This window comes from Streptomyces sp. NPDC059649, from assembly GCF_042734445.1.
Lineage (GTDB): Bacteria > Actinomycetota > Actinomycetes > Streptomycetales > Streptomycetaceae > Streptomyces.
This window is the reverse complement of record NZ_JBHWDV010000024.1, coordinates 53,644-70,571: the sequence shown is the minus strand read 5'-3', so window position 1 is coordinate 70,571 and position 16,928 is coordinate 53,644. Positions and strand designations below refer to the sequence as shown.

Annotated in this window: 16 protein-coding genes; 6 read left to right on the top strand and 10 right to left on the bottom strand. The window is 70.1% G+C overall.

The features are described from left to right. The first annotated feature begins 68 nt into the window (after window positions 1-68). Window positions 69-2,774 (top strand): tetratricopeptide repeat protein, encoded by a 2,706-nt coding sequence (locus ACFV1J_RS23630; protein WP_385860975.1) that lies wholly within the window; start codon window positions 69-71, stop codon window positions 2,772-2,774. Here the strand turns inward: ACFV1J_RS23630 and ACFV1J_RS23625 are convergent. Together ACFV1J_RS23625 and ACFV1J_RS23620 are read right to left on the bottom strand one after the other, a co-directional pair. Next, complete coding sequence (locus tag ACFV1J_RS23625) at window positions 2,737-3,045, bottom strand: DUF397 domain-containing protein (protein WP_385860974.1); 309 nt, start codon at window positions 3,043-3,045, stop codon at window positions 2,737-2,739. The genes ACFV1J_RS23630 and ACFV1J_RS23625 overlap by 38 nt on opposite strands. Then, window positions 3,002-3,877 (bottom strand): helix-turn-helix transcriptional regulator, encoded by an 876-nt coding sequence (locus tag ACFV1J_RS23620; RefSeq protein ID WP_385860973.1) that lies wholly within the window; start codon window positions 3,875-3,877, stop codon window positions 3,002-3,004. The genes ACFV1J_RS23625 and ACFV1J_RS23620 overlap by 44 nt, the downstream gene beginning before the upstream one ends. Before the next feature lie 130 nt (window positions 3,878-4,007). Between ACFV1J_RS23620 and ACFV1J_RS23615 the strand changes: the two genes are divergently transcribed. Further along, window positions 4,008-4,217, top strand: a complete 210-nt coding sequence (locus ACFV1J_RS23615) for a hypothetical protein (RefSeq protein WP_385860971.1) — start codon at window positions 4,008-4,010, stop codon at window positions 4,215-4,217. After that, the gene (locus tag ACFV1J_RS23610; protein ID WP_385860969.1) at window positions 4,214-4,615 is read left to right on the top strand and encodes an ATP-binding protein; all 402 of its coding nucleotides are present in this window, start codon (window positions 4,214-4,216) and stop codon (window positions 4,613-4,615) included. The genes ACFV1J_RS23615 and ACFV1J_RS23610 overlap by 4 nt, the downstream gene beginning before the upstream one ends. A 99-nt stretch (window positions 4,616-4,714) precedes the next feature. Here the strand turns inward: ACFV1J_RS23610 and ACFV1J_RS23605 are convergent, their stop codons facing one another. The 3 genes from ACFV1J_RS23605 to ACFV1J_RS23595 all read right to left on the bottom strand — a co-directional run bounded on the left by ACFV1J_RS23605 (window position 4,715) and on the right by ACFV1J_RS23595 (window position 7,859). Beyond that, window positions 4,715-6,565 (bottom strand): AMP-dependent synthetase/ligase, encoded by a 1,851-nt coding sequence (locus tag ACFV1J_RS23605; RefSeq protein ID WP_385861092.1) that lies wholly within the window; start codon window positions 6,563-6,565, stop codon window positions 4,715-4,717. A 315-nt stretch (window positions 6,566-6,880) separates the two neighbouring features. After that, a complete protein-coding gene (locus tag ACFV1J_RS23600; protein ID WP_385860967.1) occupies window positions 6,881-7,036 on the bottom strand; it encodes a hypothetical protein in 156 nt (51 codons plus the stop codon). Between the two features lie 118 nt (window positions 7,037-7,154). Next, window positions 7,155-7,859, bottom strand: coding sequence for a TetR/AcrR family transcriptional regulator (locus ACFV1J_RS23595; protein ID WP_385860966.1), 705 nt, complete (start codon window positions 7,857-7,859; stop codon window positions 7,155-7,157). A gap of 449 nt (window positions 7,860-8,308) precedes the next feature. Here ACFV1J_RS23595 and ACFV1J_RS23590 point away from each other — a divergent pair, with 449 nt between their 5' ends. Both ACFV1J_RS23590 and ACFV1J_RS23585 read left to right on the top strand, forming a co-directional pair. Then, window positions 8,309-9,220 (top strand): alpha/beta fold hydrolase, encoded by a 912-nt coding sequence (locus ACFV1J_RS23590; RefSeq protein ID WP_385860964.1) that lies wholly within the window; start codon window positions 8,309-8,311, stop codon window positions 9,218-9,220. 196 nt (window positions 9,221-9,416) lie between these two features. Further along, window positions 9,417-10,400 carry an IS481 family transposase gene (locus ACFV1J_RS23585; protein WP_385861090.1) on the top strand — a complete coding sequence of 328 codons (984 nt, stop codon included), beginning with the start codon at window positions 9,417-9,419 and terminating at the stop codon, window positions 10,398-10,400. Here ACFV1J_RS23585 and ACFV1J_RS23580 read toward each other — a convergent pair. Both ACFV1J_RS23580 and ACFV1J_RS23575 read right to left on the bottom strand, forming a co-directional pair. After that, entirely contained in the window at window positions 10,397-10,855 is a 459-nt protein-coding gene (locus tag ACFV1J_RS23580; protein WP_385860962.1) for a TIGR03618 family F420-dependent PPOX class oxidoreductase, read from the bottom strand. The genes ACFV1J_RS23585 and ACFV1J_RS23580 overlap by 4 nt on opposite strands. Window positions 10,856-11,010: 155 nt before the next feature. Beyond that, a complete protein-coding gene (locus tag ACFV1J_RS23575; protein WP_385860960.1) occupies window positions 11,011-12,624 on the bottom strand; it encodes an MFS transporter in 1,614 nt (537 codons plus the stop codon). 125 nt (window positions 12,625-12,749) lie between these two features. Between ACFV1J_RS23575 and ACFV1J_RS23570 the strand changes: the two genes are divergently transcribed. Beyond that, complete coding sequence (locus tag ACFV1J_RS23570) at window positions 12,750-13,244, top strand: MarR family winged helix-turn-helix transcriptional regulator (protein WP_385860958.1); 495 nt, start codon at window positions 12,750-12,752, stop codon at window positions 13,242-13,244. Window positions 13,245-13,440: 196 nt separating this feature from the next. On the opposite strand, the gene ACFV1J_RS23565 is transcribed toward ACFV1J_RS23570, so the two are convergent. The 3 genes from ACFV1J_RS23565 to mqnE all read right to left on the bottom strand — a co-directional run bounded on the left by ACFV1J_RS23565 (window position 13,441) and on the right by mqnE (window position 16,852). Continuing rightward, window positions 13,441-14,793 (bottom strand): dicarboxylate/amino acid:cation symporter, encoded by a 1,353-nt coding sequence (locus ACFV1J_RS23565; RefSeq protein ID WP_385860955.1) that lies wholly within the window; start codon window positions 14,791-14,793, stop codon window positions 13,441-13,443. Between the two features lie 494 nt (window positions 14,794-15,287). Further along, a complete protein-coding gene (locus ACFV1J_RS23560) occupies window positions 15,288-15,578 on the bottom strand; it encodes a DUF4229 domain-containing protein (RefSeq protein WP_385860953.1) in 291 nt (96 codons plus the stop codon). A gap of 110 nt (window positions 15,579-15,688) precedes the next feature. After that, complete coding sequence (gene mqnE / locus ACFV1J_RS23555) at window positions 15,689-16,852, bottom strand: aminofutalosine synthase MqnE (RefSeq protein WP_385861088.1); 1,164 nt, start codon at window positions 16,850-16,852, stop codon at window positions 15,689-15,691. Window positions 16,853-16,928 lie beyond the last annotated feature (76 nt).

Below are 16,928 nucleotides of genomic sequence, written 5' to 3'. Positions count from 1 at the left end.
GCATGACCTGAGCCTGACACGATCGCGGCCGAACCGTTGCGCCGCGCACGAGCCGTTACGCCGCCGCCATGTTCAACAGCCGAGCAGAATCCGAACGCAGCCTCTCGGCACCGCTGCCGGCGCCGAGATACGTGGCTTGGTGGTGGTGGAGCGGCCTCGGCTTCGCCGGACTGATCGCCGCCCTGTGGCAGGCGGGAGACGGCCGCCCGGCCTGGGGAGGCCCGGGGCTGGTCGGTTTCACGGGCCAGGTCTTCGGCGGGCTCGGCGCGGTCTTCAAGCCGACCAAGCCCGGCGGCGCCTCGATCGGGTCGCGGCTGGCATTCGTGCTGATCCTGCTGGTGCTGCTGTATTTCCTGTGGCGGGCCACGCGCGCATGGCTGGCGTACAAGCCCGGCGCCGTGGACGTCCAGCAGCTGGAGGACGCCACCCCGGAGGGCACGCCGAAGCCGAGCGATGTGGACCTCACCGCCAGACTGCGCCGCCGTCTCTCCGACAGCAGCATGTACCCGCCGGCCACGCTCCCCGCCCAGGCCCCCGCCGAGTCCTTCCTGGAACTGCTCGGCGACGTCGAGATCAACCCGGACAAGCTGGGGACCGCACTACCGAAGCTGCTCGGACGGCTGCGCCCCAAGCTGGCCTACCGCGTCAGCGGCGTCCTCCAGTACCGGGACGGCACACCGGACCCGTACGGCATGACGGTCACCGTCACCGCGTTCCTGTTCGGCGGCTCGCGGTCGAAGGACGTCTGGGGCAGCGACTGGGACGACGTGATCCGCAAGGCCGGCAGCTGGACCGTCAGCACCCTGCTGCCGGTGACCCGCGCGGGCCGGCTGCCACCCTGGCGCCGTTGGTGGGGCCAGGAGATCGCCTACGAGCTGTACGAGGCCTACCAGGAGGCGAACGCGCTGAGCCGCGTGGGACGCCACCACGAGGCGCTGGAGCAGTACTTCCGCGCCGTACGCCTCGACCCGACCAACCCCTATCTGCGGGCGGAACTCGCCGAGACGCAGGAGAAGATGGGGCTGCACATCGATGCGCTGGACACCTGCCAGCGGGCGCTCACCCTCGACGGGCAGAGCGCGCGGGCCTATGGCAAACGGCTGTGGCTCAGCCACTGGAATCCGCACCCCCGGCGGCTGCGCTATTTCCTGCACCCCCACCTTTACCGCGATCTGATCGGGCTCCGGTACCGCAATTCGGTCATTCTGGGTACGGCCGAGACGACCGCCCGGCAATGGGTCGAGGGCGCGGGCACTCATGGCTGGCAGACCTGCGAGAACCTGATTCCGTTGTTCGTGGACCGCTACTGGCCGGCGGCCCTCGGGGTGGCCCCGCGCATTCCGCTGCGCCGGAAACGGCGGAAGGAGCGGGCAGAGGTGGGCCGGGAATCGCTCGAAAAGACGTTGTGGAGGAAGGATCCGGCGGAAATCCGGGTCGTGATGCAGCGCGTCGCGGTGCAGGAGACGGCCCGCCTCGCCGCGGATGACGCCTGGGCCCGCGTCTGGCTGTACTGGCCCGCCCGGTTGTGGAGTTGGGTCCGGTTCTTCTGGCCGGTCGCCTACTACCAGAGCGTGCGCGGGGCGCCCTCCCCCGTCACCCGCGGCGCGTTCCACATCAACCGCAGGGTGTGGGCGCCGCTGCGGCTCACCTGGGCGACCAGCGCGTACGACGCCTCCACCGGGCAGGGCCCCCGGACCACGCCCACGTACAAGTGGCGGCGGCCCTACACCTGGCGCCTCCCGGTCAGCCGGCTCGACTGGGACCGGCTGAAGATCTGGTCCCTCCGTTGGCGGCTCGGTCTCTCCGCGCTCCTCTGGACGCGGCGCGACTGGCACACGCACTACAACGCCGCATGCGTCTATGCCGTGGCCATGAACGCGGGCCAGTGGGACACGCCCGACCAGGGCAGGCTCGTCCGGTACGCCCTCGCCCGCCTCGACCATGCGGTACAGGCCACGCGGAAGGAGGCCGCCACCGTCGAGCGGTCCTGGCTGGTCGAGGAGGACCCGGACCTGGCGCTGCTGCGGGCCCCGGGCAGCCCCGGGAACCCGCACTTCACCAACTTCGTGCGGACGATGTACCCCAGCGCGGAGACGTTCGAGCAGAGCCCGCCCAGCAGCCGTACCGAAGCGCAATTGCGGGCCTACGACTACCGGCTTCTCGAAGAGATCTCCAAGCTCATGCAAGAGGTCTGGAGCCGGCGCCACGATCAGGGCGACACCGATATCCAGCGCGTGACGGAATGGCTTCGCACCGAGCGCAGCATCTGGAAATCGGTACGGGAGATCGCCGATCCGAACAGCAGGCGCAGATGGCAGGACCGGGTGAGTTTCATCCGTTACCTCCAGGCGAACTGCCAGCCCGCGGCGGCCTCCGCGCTGGGCTTCCCGCCGCCGCTGGTCCCGGAGGAAAAGGTCACTCAGGACGGCCACTCCAGTTCCCGCCTGATCGAGAAGAGGCTGACCGGTCTCCAGCGCGACTTGGAAAGGCGATGGGTGGTCTTCCGTTCGCCGGGCACTCCCGGACGGCCCTACGTGAACTGCCACAAGGGCCAGCGGGTGCTGAGGGAGGCCGCCGCGGGCGGCGTGACCCGCCTGAACGCCCGGACGATCCAGCGGCTGGCCACGGGATACGCGGCGGCCTGGCAGACCCTCGACGACTGGCTGGCGCACGAGGCCAAACACCGGGCGTTCCGCCAGGCGGTGAGCGACGTGCCCCAACTGACGCGCCGCCGCGTCACCGCGCTCCGCGAGGCGAGAACGTTGCGGATTTGACCGCGGAGACGAAGGCGGACCAGGCCGCCGCGGGGATGACCAGGGCGGGGCCTTGGGGGTTCTTGGAGTCGCGCACGGGGACGAGGCCGCCGCTTGCGTTGTCGGCGACTTCGAGGCAGTGGCCACCGTCCCCGTTGCTGTGGCTCGACTTACGCCATTTCGGAGCGCCGGCAAACCCTTCCGCTACTTCGACGCAGTCTCCGCCGCTGATGTTGCTGTAGCTGGACTTACTCCATGCGGCCGCGGTCAAGTCCACGCATTTCCTTGCCATTTCGGTAGTCCTCTGCCGCCGCCTCGATCAGAGCCAGGGACGCTTCCGGCGGCAATGCGGCGGCCCTGAGGCGATCGTATGCCTTCATGTACTGCCTCACGAGCATCGGATCGTCATTGGCCTGCCCGTTGTACATGTCCTCCGTGTACATGATCGGTGGGGCATCGGCGAAGGTCATGAGCCTCGCCGTACCCATCATGAACGGGTGCGCGCCTGTGTTCATCGGCAGGATCTGTGGAATGAAGCGGCGATGCTGGGCCACCTCGACGATGTGCGCGAGCTGCTCCGCCATGTCATTGGCACCGATGAGTGGTTGCCGAAGGATCGATTCGTGTAGCACGACCCAGGACTCGGGGCTTCGAGCGTCCTCGAAGAGCCAGGCGCGCTCCCTCCGCGCTACTACCTTCTCGGTAACTTTGTCTTCGGCCTCCGTTGGGTGCGCAGCGCGGACAACCGCCCGGATATATGGCTCCAGTTGCAGCGGGCCGGGAATGAGGGTGGGACCCCATTCCTCGATCTCCAGGGCGCGCTTCTCGCACTCCAAGACATCCATGAAGTACTCCGCGTGCCCGCGCCGCCGCGCCTTCCTCGCGTCCTCGCAGCGGCGCTCGAAGAAGCCGTCCGTGGCGAGGACACGGTCCACATGCCGGGCCAGATCCAGCGGCATCCGCCGCGTCCCCCGCTCGATCTCGCTGAGGTAGCTCGCGCCGTAGAAGCTGCCGTCGACCGTTTCCTGGAGTGTGCGACCGGCGTCCTCGCGCTTCCAGCGCAACTCGGCGCCATAGAAGGCGGGGACGCTCGCCGATCCGTCAACGTCTTTGCGTGCGGGCATGGTTCACCGTTCCACAGTTCGCGCAGTGGGGTCCGATCCCCTTCAACGTTACGCCGGGTGACGGCACTCTGTGAGGTGTTCGTCACCATCCGCACACGGCCTTAAGGGCCTGACAGGAAGGCGTACCACCATGCCCAGCCACCTCCACGACGAGGTCCACGACTGCACCGAGCTGCTGCGGAGCGCGCTGCGGGCGCACGACATCACGTTGCCGTCGCTCGGTGTCGATCTGCCGGGTTTCGCGGGCAGTTACGCGCTGCCGCTCGTGGCGCTCGGTAACTGCAACACGGACACCGCCCGCCGGCTGACCGAGGCGCTGCGGAAGGCGGCCGGGCGGTGAGAGCGCCGGGCGGGCCACCGGGCGGCGGGCCGCTCACCCTCGCGCTGCTCGCCGTGCCGAAGGAGGTGCCGGGGCTGCGGCGGGCGGTGCGGGCGCATCTGGGCGGGCCGTGTGCGGATGTGCAGCTGTGTGTGAGCGAGATAGTGGGGAACGTGATCCGGCATCTCGGGGAGGGCACGCCGGTGACGGTGCACATCAGGGGTGCGGCCGGGGGCCGTACCCGGGTGGAGGTGACCGATCCGGATCCGCGGGCGCTGCCGGTGCCGGTGCGGGCGGCGGAGGACGACGAGGCGGGGCGGGGGCTGGCGCTGCTGGCCGCGGTCGCGGTGCGGTGGGGCGTACGGCAGGGGGCGGACCGGAAGACCGTCTGGTGCGAGGTCGGCGGATTCGGCGCCTAGCCGGCCCAGGGCAGCGCGAAAGGCCCCGTGCCACCTCCCCCACAGAGGTGACACGGGGTTCCAGTTTGACGCGCGGACGGCCCTGGCTCCAGAGGGGGGTCACGTCCTTTCGTAAAGGGCTTCTATGTCTTTGGCGAAATCTCGCGCCACGGCGGCCCGCCGCAGCTTCAGGGAGGGGGTGAGATGCCCGGTCTGTTCGCTGAATTCCGCGGGCAGGACCGCGAAGCCGCGGATGGACTCGGCGCGGGAGACGAGCGCGTTGGCGTCGTCGACGGCGCGCTGGAGGTCGGCGAGGAGCCGTTCGTCGTGGACCAGGTCCGCGAGCGGGACGTCCGTCTTCTTGTGCATCTGGCGCCAGTGGGCGAGGCCGTCCGGTTCGAGGGTGAGCAGGGCGGTGACGTAGGGGCGGTTGTCGCCGATGACCATGCACTGCCCTACGAGGGGGTGGCTGCGGAGGCGGTCCTCCAGGGGGGCGGGGGCGACGTTCTTGCCGCCCGTGGTCACGATGATCTCCTTCTTGCGGCCGGTGATGGTGAGGTAGCCGTCCGCGTCGAGGGCGCCCAGGTCGCCGGTGGGCAGCCAGCCGTCGGGGTCGGTGGCGGGGCGGGCGGCGCCGAGGTCGGCGTCCCAGTAGCCGGCGAAGACGTGGCCGCCGTGGAGGAGGATCTCGCCGTCGTCGGCGATCCGGACGGCGGTGCCGGGCAGCGGCCAGCCGACGGTGCCGATGCGGGGGCGCAGGGGCGGGGTGACGGTGGCGGCGGCGGTGGTCTCCGTCAGGCCGTAGCCCTCGAAGATCTCGATGCCGGCGCCGGAGTAGAAGGCGGCGAGGCGGTGGCCGAGGGGGGAGCCGCCGCAGATCGCGTAGCGGACCTTGCCGCCGAGGGCGGCGCGGATGCGGCGGTAGACGAGGGGGTCGTAGAGCTTGCGGGCGGCTTTGAGGGCGACGCCCGGGCCGGGACCGTTCCCGTGTTCCCTGGCCTCGACGGCCTCGCCGTAGGCGCGGGCGATGCGGGCGGCGCGGTCGAAGGAGGCGGCGCGGCCCATCTTCTCGGCGGTGGCGCGGCCGGTGTTGAAGACCTTTTCCAGGACGTAGGGGATGGCGAGGAGGAAGGTCGGGCGGAAGCCGGCGAGGTCGGCGAGGAGGTCGTCGGTCTGGATGCTGGGGGCGTGGCCGAGGCGGACCCGGGCGCGGAGGCAGCCGACCGCGACCATCCGGCCGAAGACGTGGGAGAGGGGGAGGAAGAGGAGGGTGGCGGCGGGTTCCTGGCTGACGGACCGGAAGACGGGGTGGAGGAGTTCGACGGCGTTGTCGACCTCGGCGAAGAAGTTGCCGTGGGTGAGGGCGCAGCCCTTGGGGCGGCCGGTGGTGCCGGAGGTGTAGATGAGGGTGGCGAGGGCGTGCGGGCCGGTGGCGGCGCGGCGTGCGTCGACGGCCTCGTCGGGGAGGTCGCGGCCGGCGGCGACGAGTTGGGCGACGGCACCGGTCTTGAACTGCCACAGGTGGTCGAGGGCGGGCAGCCGGCCGCGGATGCCGCTGATCAGGCGGGTTGCGTCGACGCCCTCGACGACGCAGGCGCGGGCGCCGGAGTCGTTCAGGATCCCTTCCGCCTGGTGGGCGGAGGACGTCGGGTAGAGGGGGACGGTGACCAGGCCCGCGGCCCAGGCGGCGAAGTCGAGGAGGGTCCACTCGTAGGTGGTGCGGGCCATGATGGCGAGCCGGTCGCCGGGGCCCAGGCCGTGGGCGATCAGGCCCTTGGCGACGGCGCGGACCTCGGCGGCGAACTCGGCGGCGGTGATGTCGCGCCAGGCCCCGCTGGGCTGTTTGCGGGCCAGGACGACGTCGGCGGGGGCCTCGGCGGCGTTGGTGAAGGGCAGGTCACCGAGGGAGCCGTGGGTCACGGGCGGGGCGAGCGGGGGGACGTAGACCTCGCGGACCGTGCCGTCGGGCAGGGTCGTCCGGTGGGGCTCGACGAGGGCGGGGGGCTGCGGGGTGGTTCCGGGACGGGGGCGGGCGGTGGCTCTGGGGGCGGTGTTGGCGGTGGTTCCGGGGGAAGTAGGGGCGGGTGCACTTTCCTGGCTGGACACGAGCGGCTCCTCGTTTCTCCGGTGGAGTGCATCTCTCCGGTGGAGTGCGGTTTCTCCGGTGGAGTGCTGCAGCGCGGTCGGGACCGCACCGGCCGCCTGGTCTCGCGCCCGCGCGGTCCGACTGCCGTGTGTCATCGCGGAGTTGGGCCCCGTACTCCATCCCCTGACCCGGCAGTAACCTTACTGCCAGGTAAATTTACGCGAGGACTTCGAGCCGGCCAATGCCCGTACACCGGCTTCATTCACCCGTGCACCGGCTTCATTCGCCCGTGCATCGGCTTCATTCGCCCGTGCATCGGCTTCATTCGCCCGTGCATCGGCTTCGTCCGTCCGCACATCGGCTCGCCTGCCTGTGCGTTCGCCCGCGCACCGGCTTCATCGGGCCGCGCTCGGGCCGTTCTCGGGCCGCTCTCGGGCCGTTCTCCGACCGCTCTCGGACGTTCGAGGAGCGCGCTTACCCGTAGGCGCCGGGCGGATCCATCGGGCCGGCCGGACCGCCCGGCGCCCAGCGCTCCCCCGCCATCAGCCGGCCCAGGCCGGCCCAGGCGAAGTTCATCATCGTGGCCGCGGCGTCCTTCGCCGTCGGATGCAGGCATTCCTCCGAAGGCCCTTCGTCCGTACGGACGTTGGCCCATTCCGCGAGCGACTCGGCCGCGCCGATCAGCGCGTGCGCGAGCCCGGCCACCTCACGTTCGGCCAGTTCGCCGGCGCAGCCCGCCTCCTTCGCGGCGACGCCGATCAGATCCGTGACGAAGGAGACGATCTCCGCGCGCATGGCGGCGACTTCACGCGCGAACGGTTCGCCGTGCGTCCGGGCCTGCTGGTGAAGCACGGCCCAGCCGTCCGGGTGCTCGGCGGTGTGCGCGAAGAAGCCGCGCAGGCCGCACCACAGCTGACGGTCGGCCGCGGCACGGGGCTCGACGGCCGCGGTCACGGCCGCCACCAGCGCCGCCGACTCGCGCCGGATCACCGCGCTGAACAGCTCTTCCTTCGAGTTCAGATAGAGGTAGACCAGCGGTTTGGAGACCCCGGCCACCTCGGCGATCTCGTCCATCGATGCCGCTCGGTAGCCGCGCCGGGCGAAGGTCCGCACCGCGGCATCGAGCATCTGCTGCTCCCGGACGGCTCTCGGCACCCGCTTGCTCTTCACAGCTCCCACCCTGAATATCCCTCCGTCCCGCCCCTTTACCGCAAAGTAAGTTTACGATCTTCGCCTTTCGAGCCCGGTTTCCCGACGGCTTCCCGGCATCCGCTGAGCAGCACCCACCTCACCCCTCACCTTTTCCGCCTGCTCTTTTTCGTTCGCTTTGACGGCTATCTGCGCATGAGCCCGTTGATGGCTGCGCATGAGCTCTTCTTGACGGTTGCCCAGGAGTTCCGCTTGGCGTGCTTGGCGGCTGCTCAGGGCCTCTGCTCGGCGGAGCTGCTCAGAAGTCCTGCTCGGCGGAGCTGCTCAGAAGTCCTGCGCGGCGGCTGCTCGTGGGCTCTTCTTGACAGCCGGACGCGCATGACGAGACGATACGTCTCGTTCCACTGACGGGGGTCGAGGGGCCGTGCCGGCTACCCGTACCCGCTACCCCTTCATCCGCTCTTCCTGGAGGACTCACCGTGCAGCAGTTCATCGACGTCGCCCCCGGCATCCGCCTGTGGACCGAGCAGCGCGGCGCCGCCGATGCACCCCCGCTGCTCCTCGTCATGGGGGCCCAGGCGACCGGCGTCGGCTGGCCGGATGAGCTGGTCGACGCGCTGGCCGAGCACCACCGGGTGATCCGTTACGACCACCGCGACACCGGCCGCTCCACCTGGTCGTGGGACGACCGGCCGTACCGGATCGCTGATCTCGCGGACGACGTGATCGCCGTCCTGGACGGTCTGGGCATCGAGCGCGCGCATCTCGTCGGCATGTCATTGGGCGGCATGCTCGCCCAGATGGTGCTCGCCGACCACCCCGACCGATGGATCGGCGCCACTCTCATCGGCACCATGGCCCTCAGCACCACCCCCTACACCGCACCGGACGGCACCGTCGTCCCGGTCGGTGAACTCCCCGGCATCAGGCCCGAGGTCCTGGAGCTGTGGGCCCGCCCGGTCGAGGACCACGGGCCGGAGGCGGAAGTGGCGCGCCGGCTCGAACACTGGCGGGTACTCGCCGGTGGTCAACTCCCGTTCGACGCCGACTACTACAGTGCTCTGGAGCGGCGGGTCATCGAACACACCGGGCACCACCGGGTGGGCACCGCGCACGGGCGGGCGGACGACAGCGGGATGCTGCGTACGGAGCAGCTGGCGCGGAACGAGGTGCCCACGCTGGTGATCGCGGCGCCCGCCGAGCCGGTGTTCCCGCCGCCGCATCCGCAGCACCTCGCGCAGTGCATCGGCGGCGCGCACGTCGTCGAGATCCCGGGGATGGGGCACGCCCTGCCGCCGGCCGTACAGGGGCCACTGGCGGAGGCGATCTTGGCGCACACGCGGGCGGCGACGGCGGTGGGGACGGGGGCGGCGACGGGGGCGGGGGCCTGACCGGCGCGTGCTTGCCACGGGCTGAGGGAGACGCCCCCGCCTTCTAGGAGTCTGACCGCTCCCGCCTCCTAGGAGCATTTGGTCACCCCTCCTAGGTGTATTGATCACGAGCGTTGTTAACAGCCGCTCGGTTTGATCAATGGCGAAGACCTCCGGTGTGGTGGAGGTGTCTACGCTTCACCACACGGAGGTCTTCGTGTCCCACCGTAATGCCCGGCTGACTGTTCATGGCAGGCGGCTGCTGGTCGAACGTGTCCGCTGTGGACAGCCCGTGGCCCACGTCGCCGCCGAGATGGGCATATCGCGGCCCACGGCCCACAAGTGGATACGGCGGTGGCGGGCAGAAGGCGACGCCGGCCTGCAAGACCGCTCCAGCCGACCGCACAGGACCCCGCACCGCACAGCGCCTGACGTCGAAGACCGCATCTGCACCCTGCGACAAACCCGCAAACTGGGCCCGGCCAGGATCGGCCCCATCCTGGGCCTGCCGGCCTCGACCGTCCATCGGGTCCTGACCCGCCGTGGCCTGCACCGACTGGCCTGGCTCGACCGGCCCACCGGCCAGCCGATCCGCCGCTACGAACGAGCCCGGCCCGGCGAACTGGTCCACGTCGACATCAAAAAACTCGGCAACATCCCCGCCGGAGGCGGCTGGCGCACGGTCGGCAGGACCGCAGGCGCCCACAACAAGCAGGCCACCACCGACCAGCGCAAAAACTGCAAGCCGGTGATCGGCTACAGCTACATCCACTCCGCCGTCGATGACCACTCCCGCCTGGCCTACAGCGAAGTCCTCATCGACGAACGCAAGGAAACCGCGATCGCCTTCTGGCGCCGGGCCCAAGCCTTCTTCGCCTCGCACGGGATCACCGTCGAGCGCGTCCTGACCGACAACGGCTCCTGCTACAAGTCCAAGCTGTTCACCCGGACCCTCACCGCAGCCGGCATCATCCACAAACGCATCCGGCCGTACCGGCCACAGACCAACGGCAAAGTGGAACGCTTCAACCGCACCCTGCTCGACGAATGGGCCTACAACCGGCCCTACACCAGCAACACCGAACGCACCCAAGCCCTGACAGGCTTCCTCCACACCTACAACCACCACCGCAGCCACACCGCACTCGGCGGCAAGCCACCCATCAGCCGCGTGAACAACGCTCCAGGTCAATACACCTAGGCGCCTTCGGTGATGTCGAGTGCCGTGCCGTAGAGGCGGGACACCTTGAGACGGAGGACGACGCGCCGTTCGGTGACGGCCTCCGCCAGAAAGGCGTCCTCGTCCAGCGGGGCCCCGCCCGCGGCCGCCATGGCGAGCAGTTCGCGGCCGACCGCGTCACCGGGGACGGTGGTGGGGGCCGACACCTCCACCTCGCCCTCGGCGACCGCGTAGGCCCACACATCGCGGCTGACGTGCAGGGCGGCGTGCGGATCGGCGCGCAGGTGGCGGGGCTTGAGGCGGTCCTGCGTACTGGAGATCCGCACGATCCGCTCCGCTGGGTCCCAGCGGTACAGGACGGTGGCGAGGTGCGGGTGGCCGGTCTTGCGGACGCTGGCGAGCACGCCGAACTGCTGCTCCTGGAGGATGCCGTCGAGTTCGGTCTCGGTGAGGACGCGGGGGGCGGGGCCGGGCATGGGGTGCTCCTTGTGGGGTGGTGCGGGGTTCGGGGTGGGGTGGTGCGGGGTTCGGGTGGGGTGGGTGGGTCGGGGCGTCTGATGTCGGGTGCCGGGTCAGGTGGCCGGAACGGCGGCCGACGCGGGCGTTCACGCGGGTTGTTCACAACGGCTGTTCACGCAGGCTGTTCACCTGGCATCGGGGCGGCCGCGGCCCCCTTGGCGACGCCGACGGGCTCCACCGCCACAGACACGTCCGGCACCACCACAGACACGTCCGGCACCGTGGTTACGTCGGGCACCACCGGTACATCCGGCACCACCGGTACATCCCGCCCCACGGTCCTCCGCAGCAGGACCGTCGCGGCCAGCAGAGCCACGACGAGGAGTCCCGCGCCGGTGGCGAAGGCGACGTGATAGCCGGCGGTGAGGGCTTCGGGGCGGGGGCTGCCCTGCTGGGTGAGGGCGTCGGTGCGGCCGGCCGCCAGGGTGGACAGCACCGCGACGCCGAGCGCCGAGCCGAGCTGCTGGGTGGTGTTGAACAGACCCGAGGCCAGCCCGGCGTCCCGGTTGTCGATGCCGGACATACCGAGTGCGGTGAGCGCGGGCAGGGCCAAGCCGAAGCCGGCCGCGAGCAGCATCACGGGCAGCAGGTCGGTGACGTAGACGGCGTGCACGGGCAGCCGGGTGAGCAGGGCGAGGGCGCCGATCAGCGGGACCAGGGCGGCGCGCAGGACGGCGCGCTCCCCGTAGCGGGCGATCAGCCGGGCCGAGACGCCCAGCGAGACGGCACCGATGGCCAGGGCGGCGGGGAGCATCGCCAGTCCGGTACGGGCCGCGTCGTAGTGCAGTACGCCCTGCAGATGGAGCGCCACCAGCACCTGGAACGCGAACAGGGCGGCGACCATGAGCATTTGGACGAGATTGGCGGTGACCACGGCGCGCGAGCGGAGCATGCGCAGCGGCAGCAGCGGGGTGCGGGCCCGGGACTGGCGCACGAAGAAGGCGGCGACCAGGGCCGTACCGCCGAGCGCCGGGACCAGCGCGTGCGGCGAAGTCCAGCCGTGCGCCGCGGTGTTGACGATGCCGTACAGCGTCGCCATGAGCCCTGAGGTGATCAGGAGCGCGCCCCACGCGTCGGCCCCGGCCCGCAGACCGGGCCCCCGGCCGGCGGGCAGTGCGGGTCCGGCCAGGGCGAGGACGGCGGCCCCGATGGGCAGGTTGATCAGGAAGACCCAGTGCCAGTCCAGCGCGTCGGTCAGCAGGCCGCCGAGCACCTGGCCGATCGAGGCCCCGGCGGCACCGGTGAAGCTGAACACCGCCAGGGCACGGGCCCGTTCACGCCCCTCGGGGTAGAGCGCGACGAGGATGCCGAGGCCCACGGCGGCCGTCATGGCGCTGCCGACGCCCTGCAGGAAGCGGGCGGCGAGCAGTACGGCGGGGCCGGAGGCGAGACCCGCCAGCAGCGAGGAGGCGGTGAAGACGGCGGTGCCGGCGACGAACATCCGCTTGCGCCCGAGCAGGTCGCCGAGCCGCCCGGCCAGGAGCAGCAGACTGCCGAAGGCGACGAGGTAGGCGTTGACGACCCAGCTCAGGCCCGCGGGGCGGAACCCGAGGTCGTGCTGGATGGCCGGCATGGCCACGGTGACGATGGAGCCGTCCAGCACGATCATCAGCGTGCTCGCGGCGATGACACCGAGGGCGAGGCCGCGCCGCGGTGGCCGGGAAGGCACGGAACGAGCAGGCGCGGAACGGGAAGGTACGGAACGGGGAAGCACGGAACGGGACATGGGCACGCGGCCCTCCTGTCGCAGTACGTACGGGAGGCGCGCCGGGCGGCGCAACAGAAGGACCGTAACAGATAGTTCCGTTGCAGACTATATTTCTCGGACCGAACGTGGATTACGCTGGATCCATGACCGCCATGTCGCCGCCCCCCACCCGCACCCAGCCGGACCTCTCCTACCTGCTGGACCACACCGGGCATGTGCTGCGCACCCAGATGGCGGCGGCGCTCGCCGAGATCGGCCTCACCGCCCGTATGCACTGCGTCCTGGTGCACGCGCTGGAGGAGGAACGCACCCAGATCCAGCTCGCCGAGATCGGCGACATGGACAAGACCACGATGGTGGTGACCGTCGACGCCCTGGAAAAGGCCGGGCTCGCCGAGCGCCGCCCCTCCAGCACCGACCGGCGGGCCCGGATCATCGCCGTCACGGAGGAGGGCGCACGCACCGCCGAGCGCAGCCAGCGCATCGTGGACGAGGTGCACGAACGGGCCCTCGCCGCCCTTCCCGCCGAGGACCGCGAGACCTTCCTGCGCCTGCTCACCCACCTGGCCACCGGCCACCTGAGCACCCCCACCCCGAGCCCGGGCCCCACCGCCCGCCGTGTCCGCCAGCGCAGCTAGGCGATCCACCCCCCACAGACTCCGCGAACGCAACGAGGCTCGGACTCCGCGGACATGACGATGCCCCTGCTACCGGACCGATAACTCCGGTAGCAGGGGCGTCACTTGACCTGTTGCGGGCCGTTGCCAGCCGTTGCCGACTCGTACGGGACCCTCCGGCCCTTACGGGGTCTTACGGGCGCGGGCTGTCGCCCGCTCAGCTCACGGAGGCCGCGGCGGGCACCGCGGTGGGCTCCGGCGCGGCGGCCGGGGCCTCGCCGTCACCGATCCGGATGCTCGTCGCGCTCGCGTACGCGTCGCGGTCGAGGATCTTTTCCCTGGCGGAGACCAGGATCGGGATGACCGACTGACCGGCCACGTTGGTGGCCGTGCGCATCATGTCCAGGATCGGGTCGATGGCCATCAGCAGGCCGACGCCCTCCAGGGGCAGGCCCAGGGTGGAGAGGGTCAGGGTCAGCATGACGGTCGCGCCGGTGAGGCCGGCGGTGGCGGCGGAGCCGATGACGGAGACGAACGCGATCAGGATGTAGTCGCCGATCCCGAGGTGGACGTCGAAGATCTGGGCGATGAAGATCGCGGCGATCGCCGGGTAGATCGAGGCGCAGCCGTCCATCTTGGTCGTCGAGCCGAACGGCACCGCGAAGGAGGCGTACTCGCGCGGCACGCCGAGCCGCTCGGTGACCTTCTGGGTGACCGGCATGGTGCCGACCGAGGAGCGGGAGACGAAGGCCAGCTGGATGGCGGGCCAGGCGCCGCGGAAGAACTGCAGCGGGTTGGCCTTGGCGACGGTCGCCAGCAGCAGCGGGTAGACGCCGAAGAGGACGAGCGCGCAGCCGACGTAGATGTCGACGGTGAAGGTCGCGTACTTGCCGATCAGGTTCCAGCCGTACGTCGCGATGGCGTTGCCGATGAGGCCGACGGTGCCGATCGGGGCGAGGCGGATGACCCACCACAGGGCCTTCTGTAGCAGTTCGAGGACCGAGCGGCTGAGCCGCAGGACCGGTTCGGCCTTCTCGCCGAGCTGGAGCGCGGCGATTCCGGCGACGGCCGCCATGAAGACGATCTGCAGCACGTTCAGCTCGGTGAACGGGGTGATGACGTCGGTCGGGACGATGCCGGTCAGGAAGTCGATCCAGGAGCCGGCGTGTTCGGGGAGCTTGCCGTCCTTGGGGGTGAGGCCGGTGCCCGCGCCGGGGTGGGTGAGCAGGCCGATGGCCAGGCCGATCGCCACCGCGATCAGCGAGGTGGCCATGAACCACAGCAGGGTGCGGGTGGCGAGCCGGGCGGCGTTGTTGACCTGCCGCAGGTTGGTGATCGACACCAGGATCGCGAAGAACACCAGCGGGGCGACGGCCAGCTTCAGCAGCTGGACGAAGAGGTCACCGATGTGCTGGAGCGTCGAGGTGAGCCAGCCGAGGTCATTGCTCTTGGCCATCCAGCCGAGCAGCACACCCAGGACGAGACCCGCCAGGATCTGGGCCCAGAACGGAACCTTGGGTATGCGGGAGGACTTCGGCGCCTTCGTGGACGGCGCGGACGACGTGGACAACGGACACACTCCGGGGACAGATAACCGAGGACAGATACCGAGGACCGATGAGGGTCGGGAAACGGCGTGGAAAAGCGCCAGGAGGTCCGTACGGAAGAGCAGGATCTCCGGCCGCTGCATGAGGTCGGTCAGCGGCGACGACAGGCCGCGGACATACAGCGGCAAAGATCGACGTGCAGGCGCACCACGAGCGGAACGCTCATGGGGGACGGAGGCGCAGCTGCTGTCTTCATGACAAATACGTTAACACTCGAACTTTGAGGAACCCAAAGAAAATCTTTGGGTTCCATGGATGGCCCCGGAGAGCCGGCAGCCGAACGGGCGTCAACAACGCGGCAGGCGCCGGTCCGTGGAGGGGAGCTCCAGGGACCGGCGCCTGCCGGAGGGATGAGGGGGCGTGAGGTGTCTCACTGCCGGGGGGCGATGCCGGGGGGGGTGTCGTGTGATCGGCCGCGGGGTGTCGTGCGGTGGACGCCGGGGGGGGGGTGGCGGCGTCAGGCGAGGTCGTCCTCCTGGCCCGCGCTGGCCGCGATGCGCTCGCGCTGGCGGTCGACCTTGGCGACGATCTGCTCGGACATCGCGTCCCGCTGCTTGCGCAGCAGTACGAAACTGAGCGGCGCGGAGAGCACGATGGCGAGCAGCAGCATCCAGACGGTGTTCGACGCGCCCACCGCGAGCGGAATGATCTGGAAGTAGGCCAGCGCCCACACCACCGCGAAGCAGGCGACGAACAGGCCGAGGCGAAGGGCGGTGTAGCGGAGCGTGGCGAACTTGTGGCTACTCACGGACGGGACCTTCTTCTCAACGGCAACCGAAAGGGTCGCCTCCAGTCAAGCACAACGGCAGGGGCGATCTTCCGGGCCCCTGCCGCATGCCTGCGCGCCCCCCAGGGTGCTCAGACGCGCATCGGCTGGGGCGACTCGCGGCGGTCCGGGTCCGGGCCCGGGTACTCGCGGATCGCCTCGTAACGGGTGTTGCGCTCGACGGGACGGAAACCGGCGTCGCGGATCAGCTCCAGCAGGTCCTCGCGGGTCAGCTTGTTCGGCGTGCCGTAGTTGTCCGCATCGTGCGTGATCTTGTACTCGACGACCGAGCCGTCCATGTCGTCCGCACCGTGCTGGAGCGCGAGCTGGGTGGTCTGCAGACCGTGCATCACCCAGAAGCACTTGACGTGCGGGACGTTGTCGAACAGCAGACGGGAGACCGCGAAGACCTTCAGCGCCTCGGCGCCGGTCGCCATGGTCGTCCGCGCCTGGAGGCGGTTGCGGACCTTGCCGTCCTTCATGTCGACGAAGTCGTGCTGGTAGCGCAGCGGAATGAAGACCTGGAAACCGCCGGTCTCGTCCTGGAGTTCACGCAGCCGCAGCACGTGGTCGACGCGGTGCCGGGGCTCCTCGATGTGCCCGTAGAGCATCGTCGAGGGGGTCTTGAGGCCCTTCTCGTGCGCCAAGCGGTGGATGCGCGACCAGTCCTCCCAGTGGGTGCGGTGGTCGACGATGTGCTGCCGCACCTCCCAGTCGAAGATCTCGGCGCCACCACCGGTGAGCGACTCCAGCCCGGCGTCGATCAGCTCGTCGAGGATCTCGGAGGCGGTCATGCCGGAGATCGTCTCGAAGTGGTGGATCTCCGTTGCGGTGAAGGCCTTGAGGGAGACGTTCGGCAGGGCCTTCTTCAACTCGCGCAGGGAGCGCGGGTAGTAGCGCCACGGCAGGTTGGGGTGCAGACCGTTGACGATGTGCAGCTCGGTGAGGTTCTCGTTCTCCATCGCCTTGGCGAGGCGGACGGCCTCCTCGATGCGCATCGTGTACGCGTCCTTCTCGCCCGGCTTGCGCTGGAAGGAGCAGTACGCGCAGGACGCGGTGCACACGTTCGTCATGTTGAGGTGACGGTTGACGTTGAAGTGGACGACGTCACCGTTCTTGCGGGTGCGCACCTCATGGGCGAGACCGCCCAGCCAGGCCAGATCGTCACACTCGTAGAGGGCGATACCGTCCTCGCGGGTCAGCCGCTCCCCGGCGTGGACCTTCGCCTCCAGCTCACGCTTGAGGCCCACATCCATCGACGCAGCCATCCGGTCGCCTCCCAGTCTCTGCCGTATCTGTGCCGACCCGCGGCACGGTTTCGGTGCCAAAAAC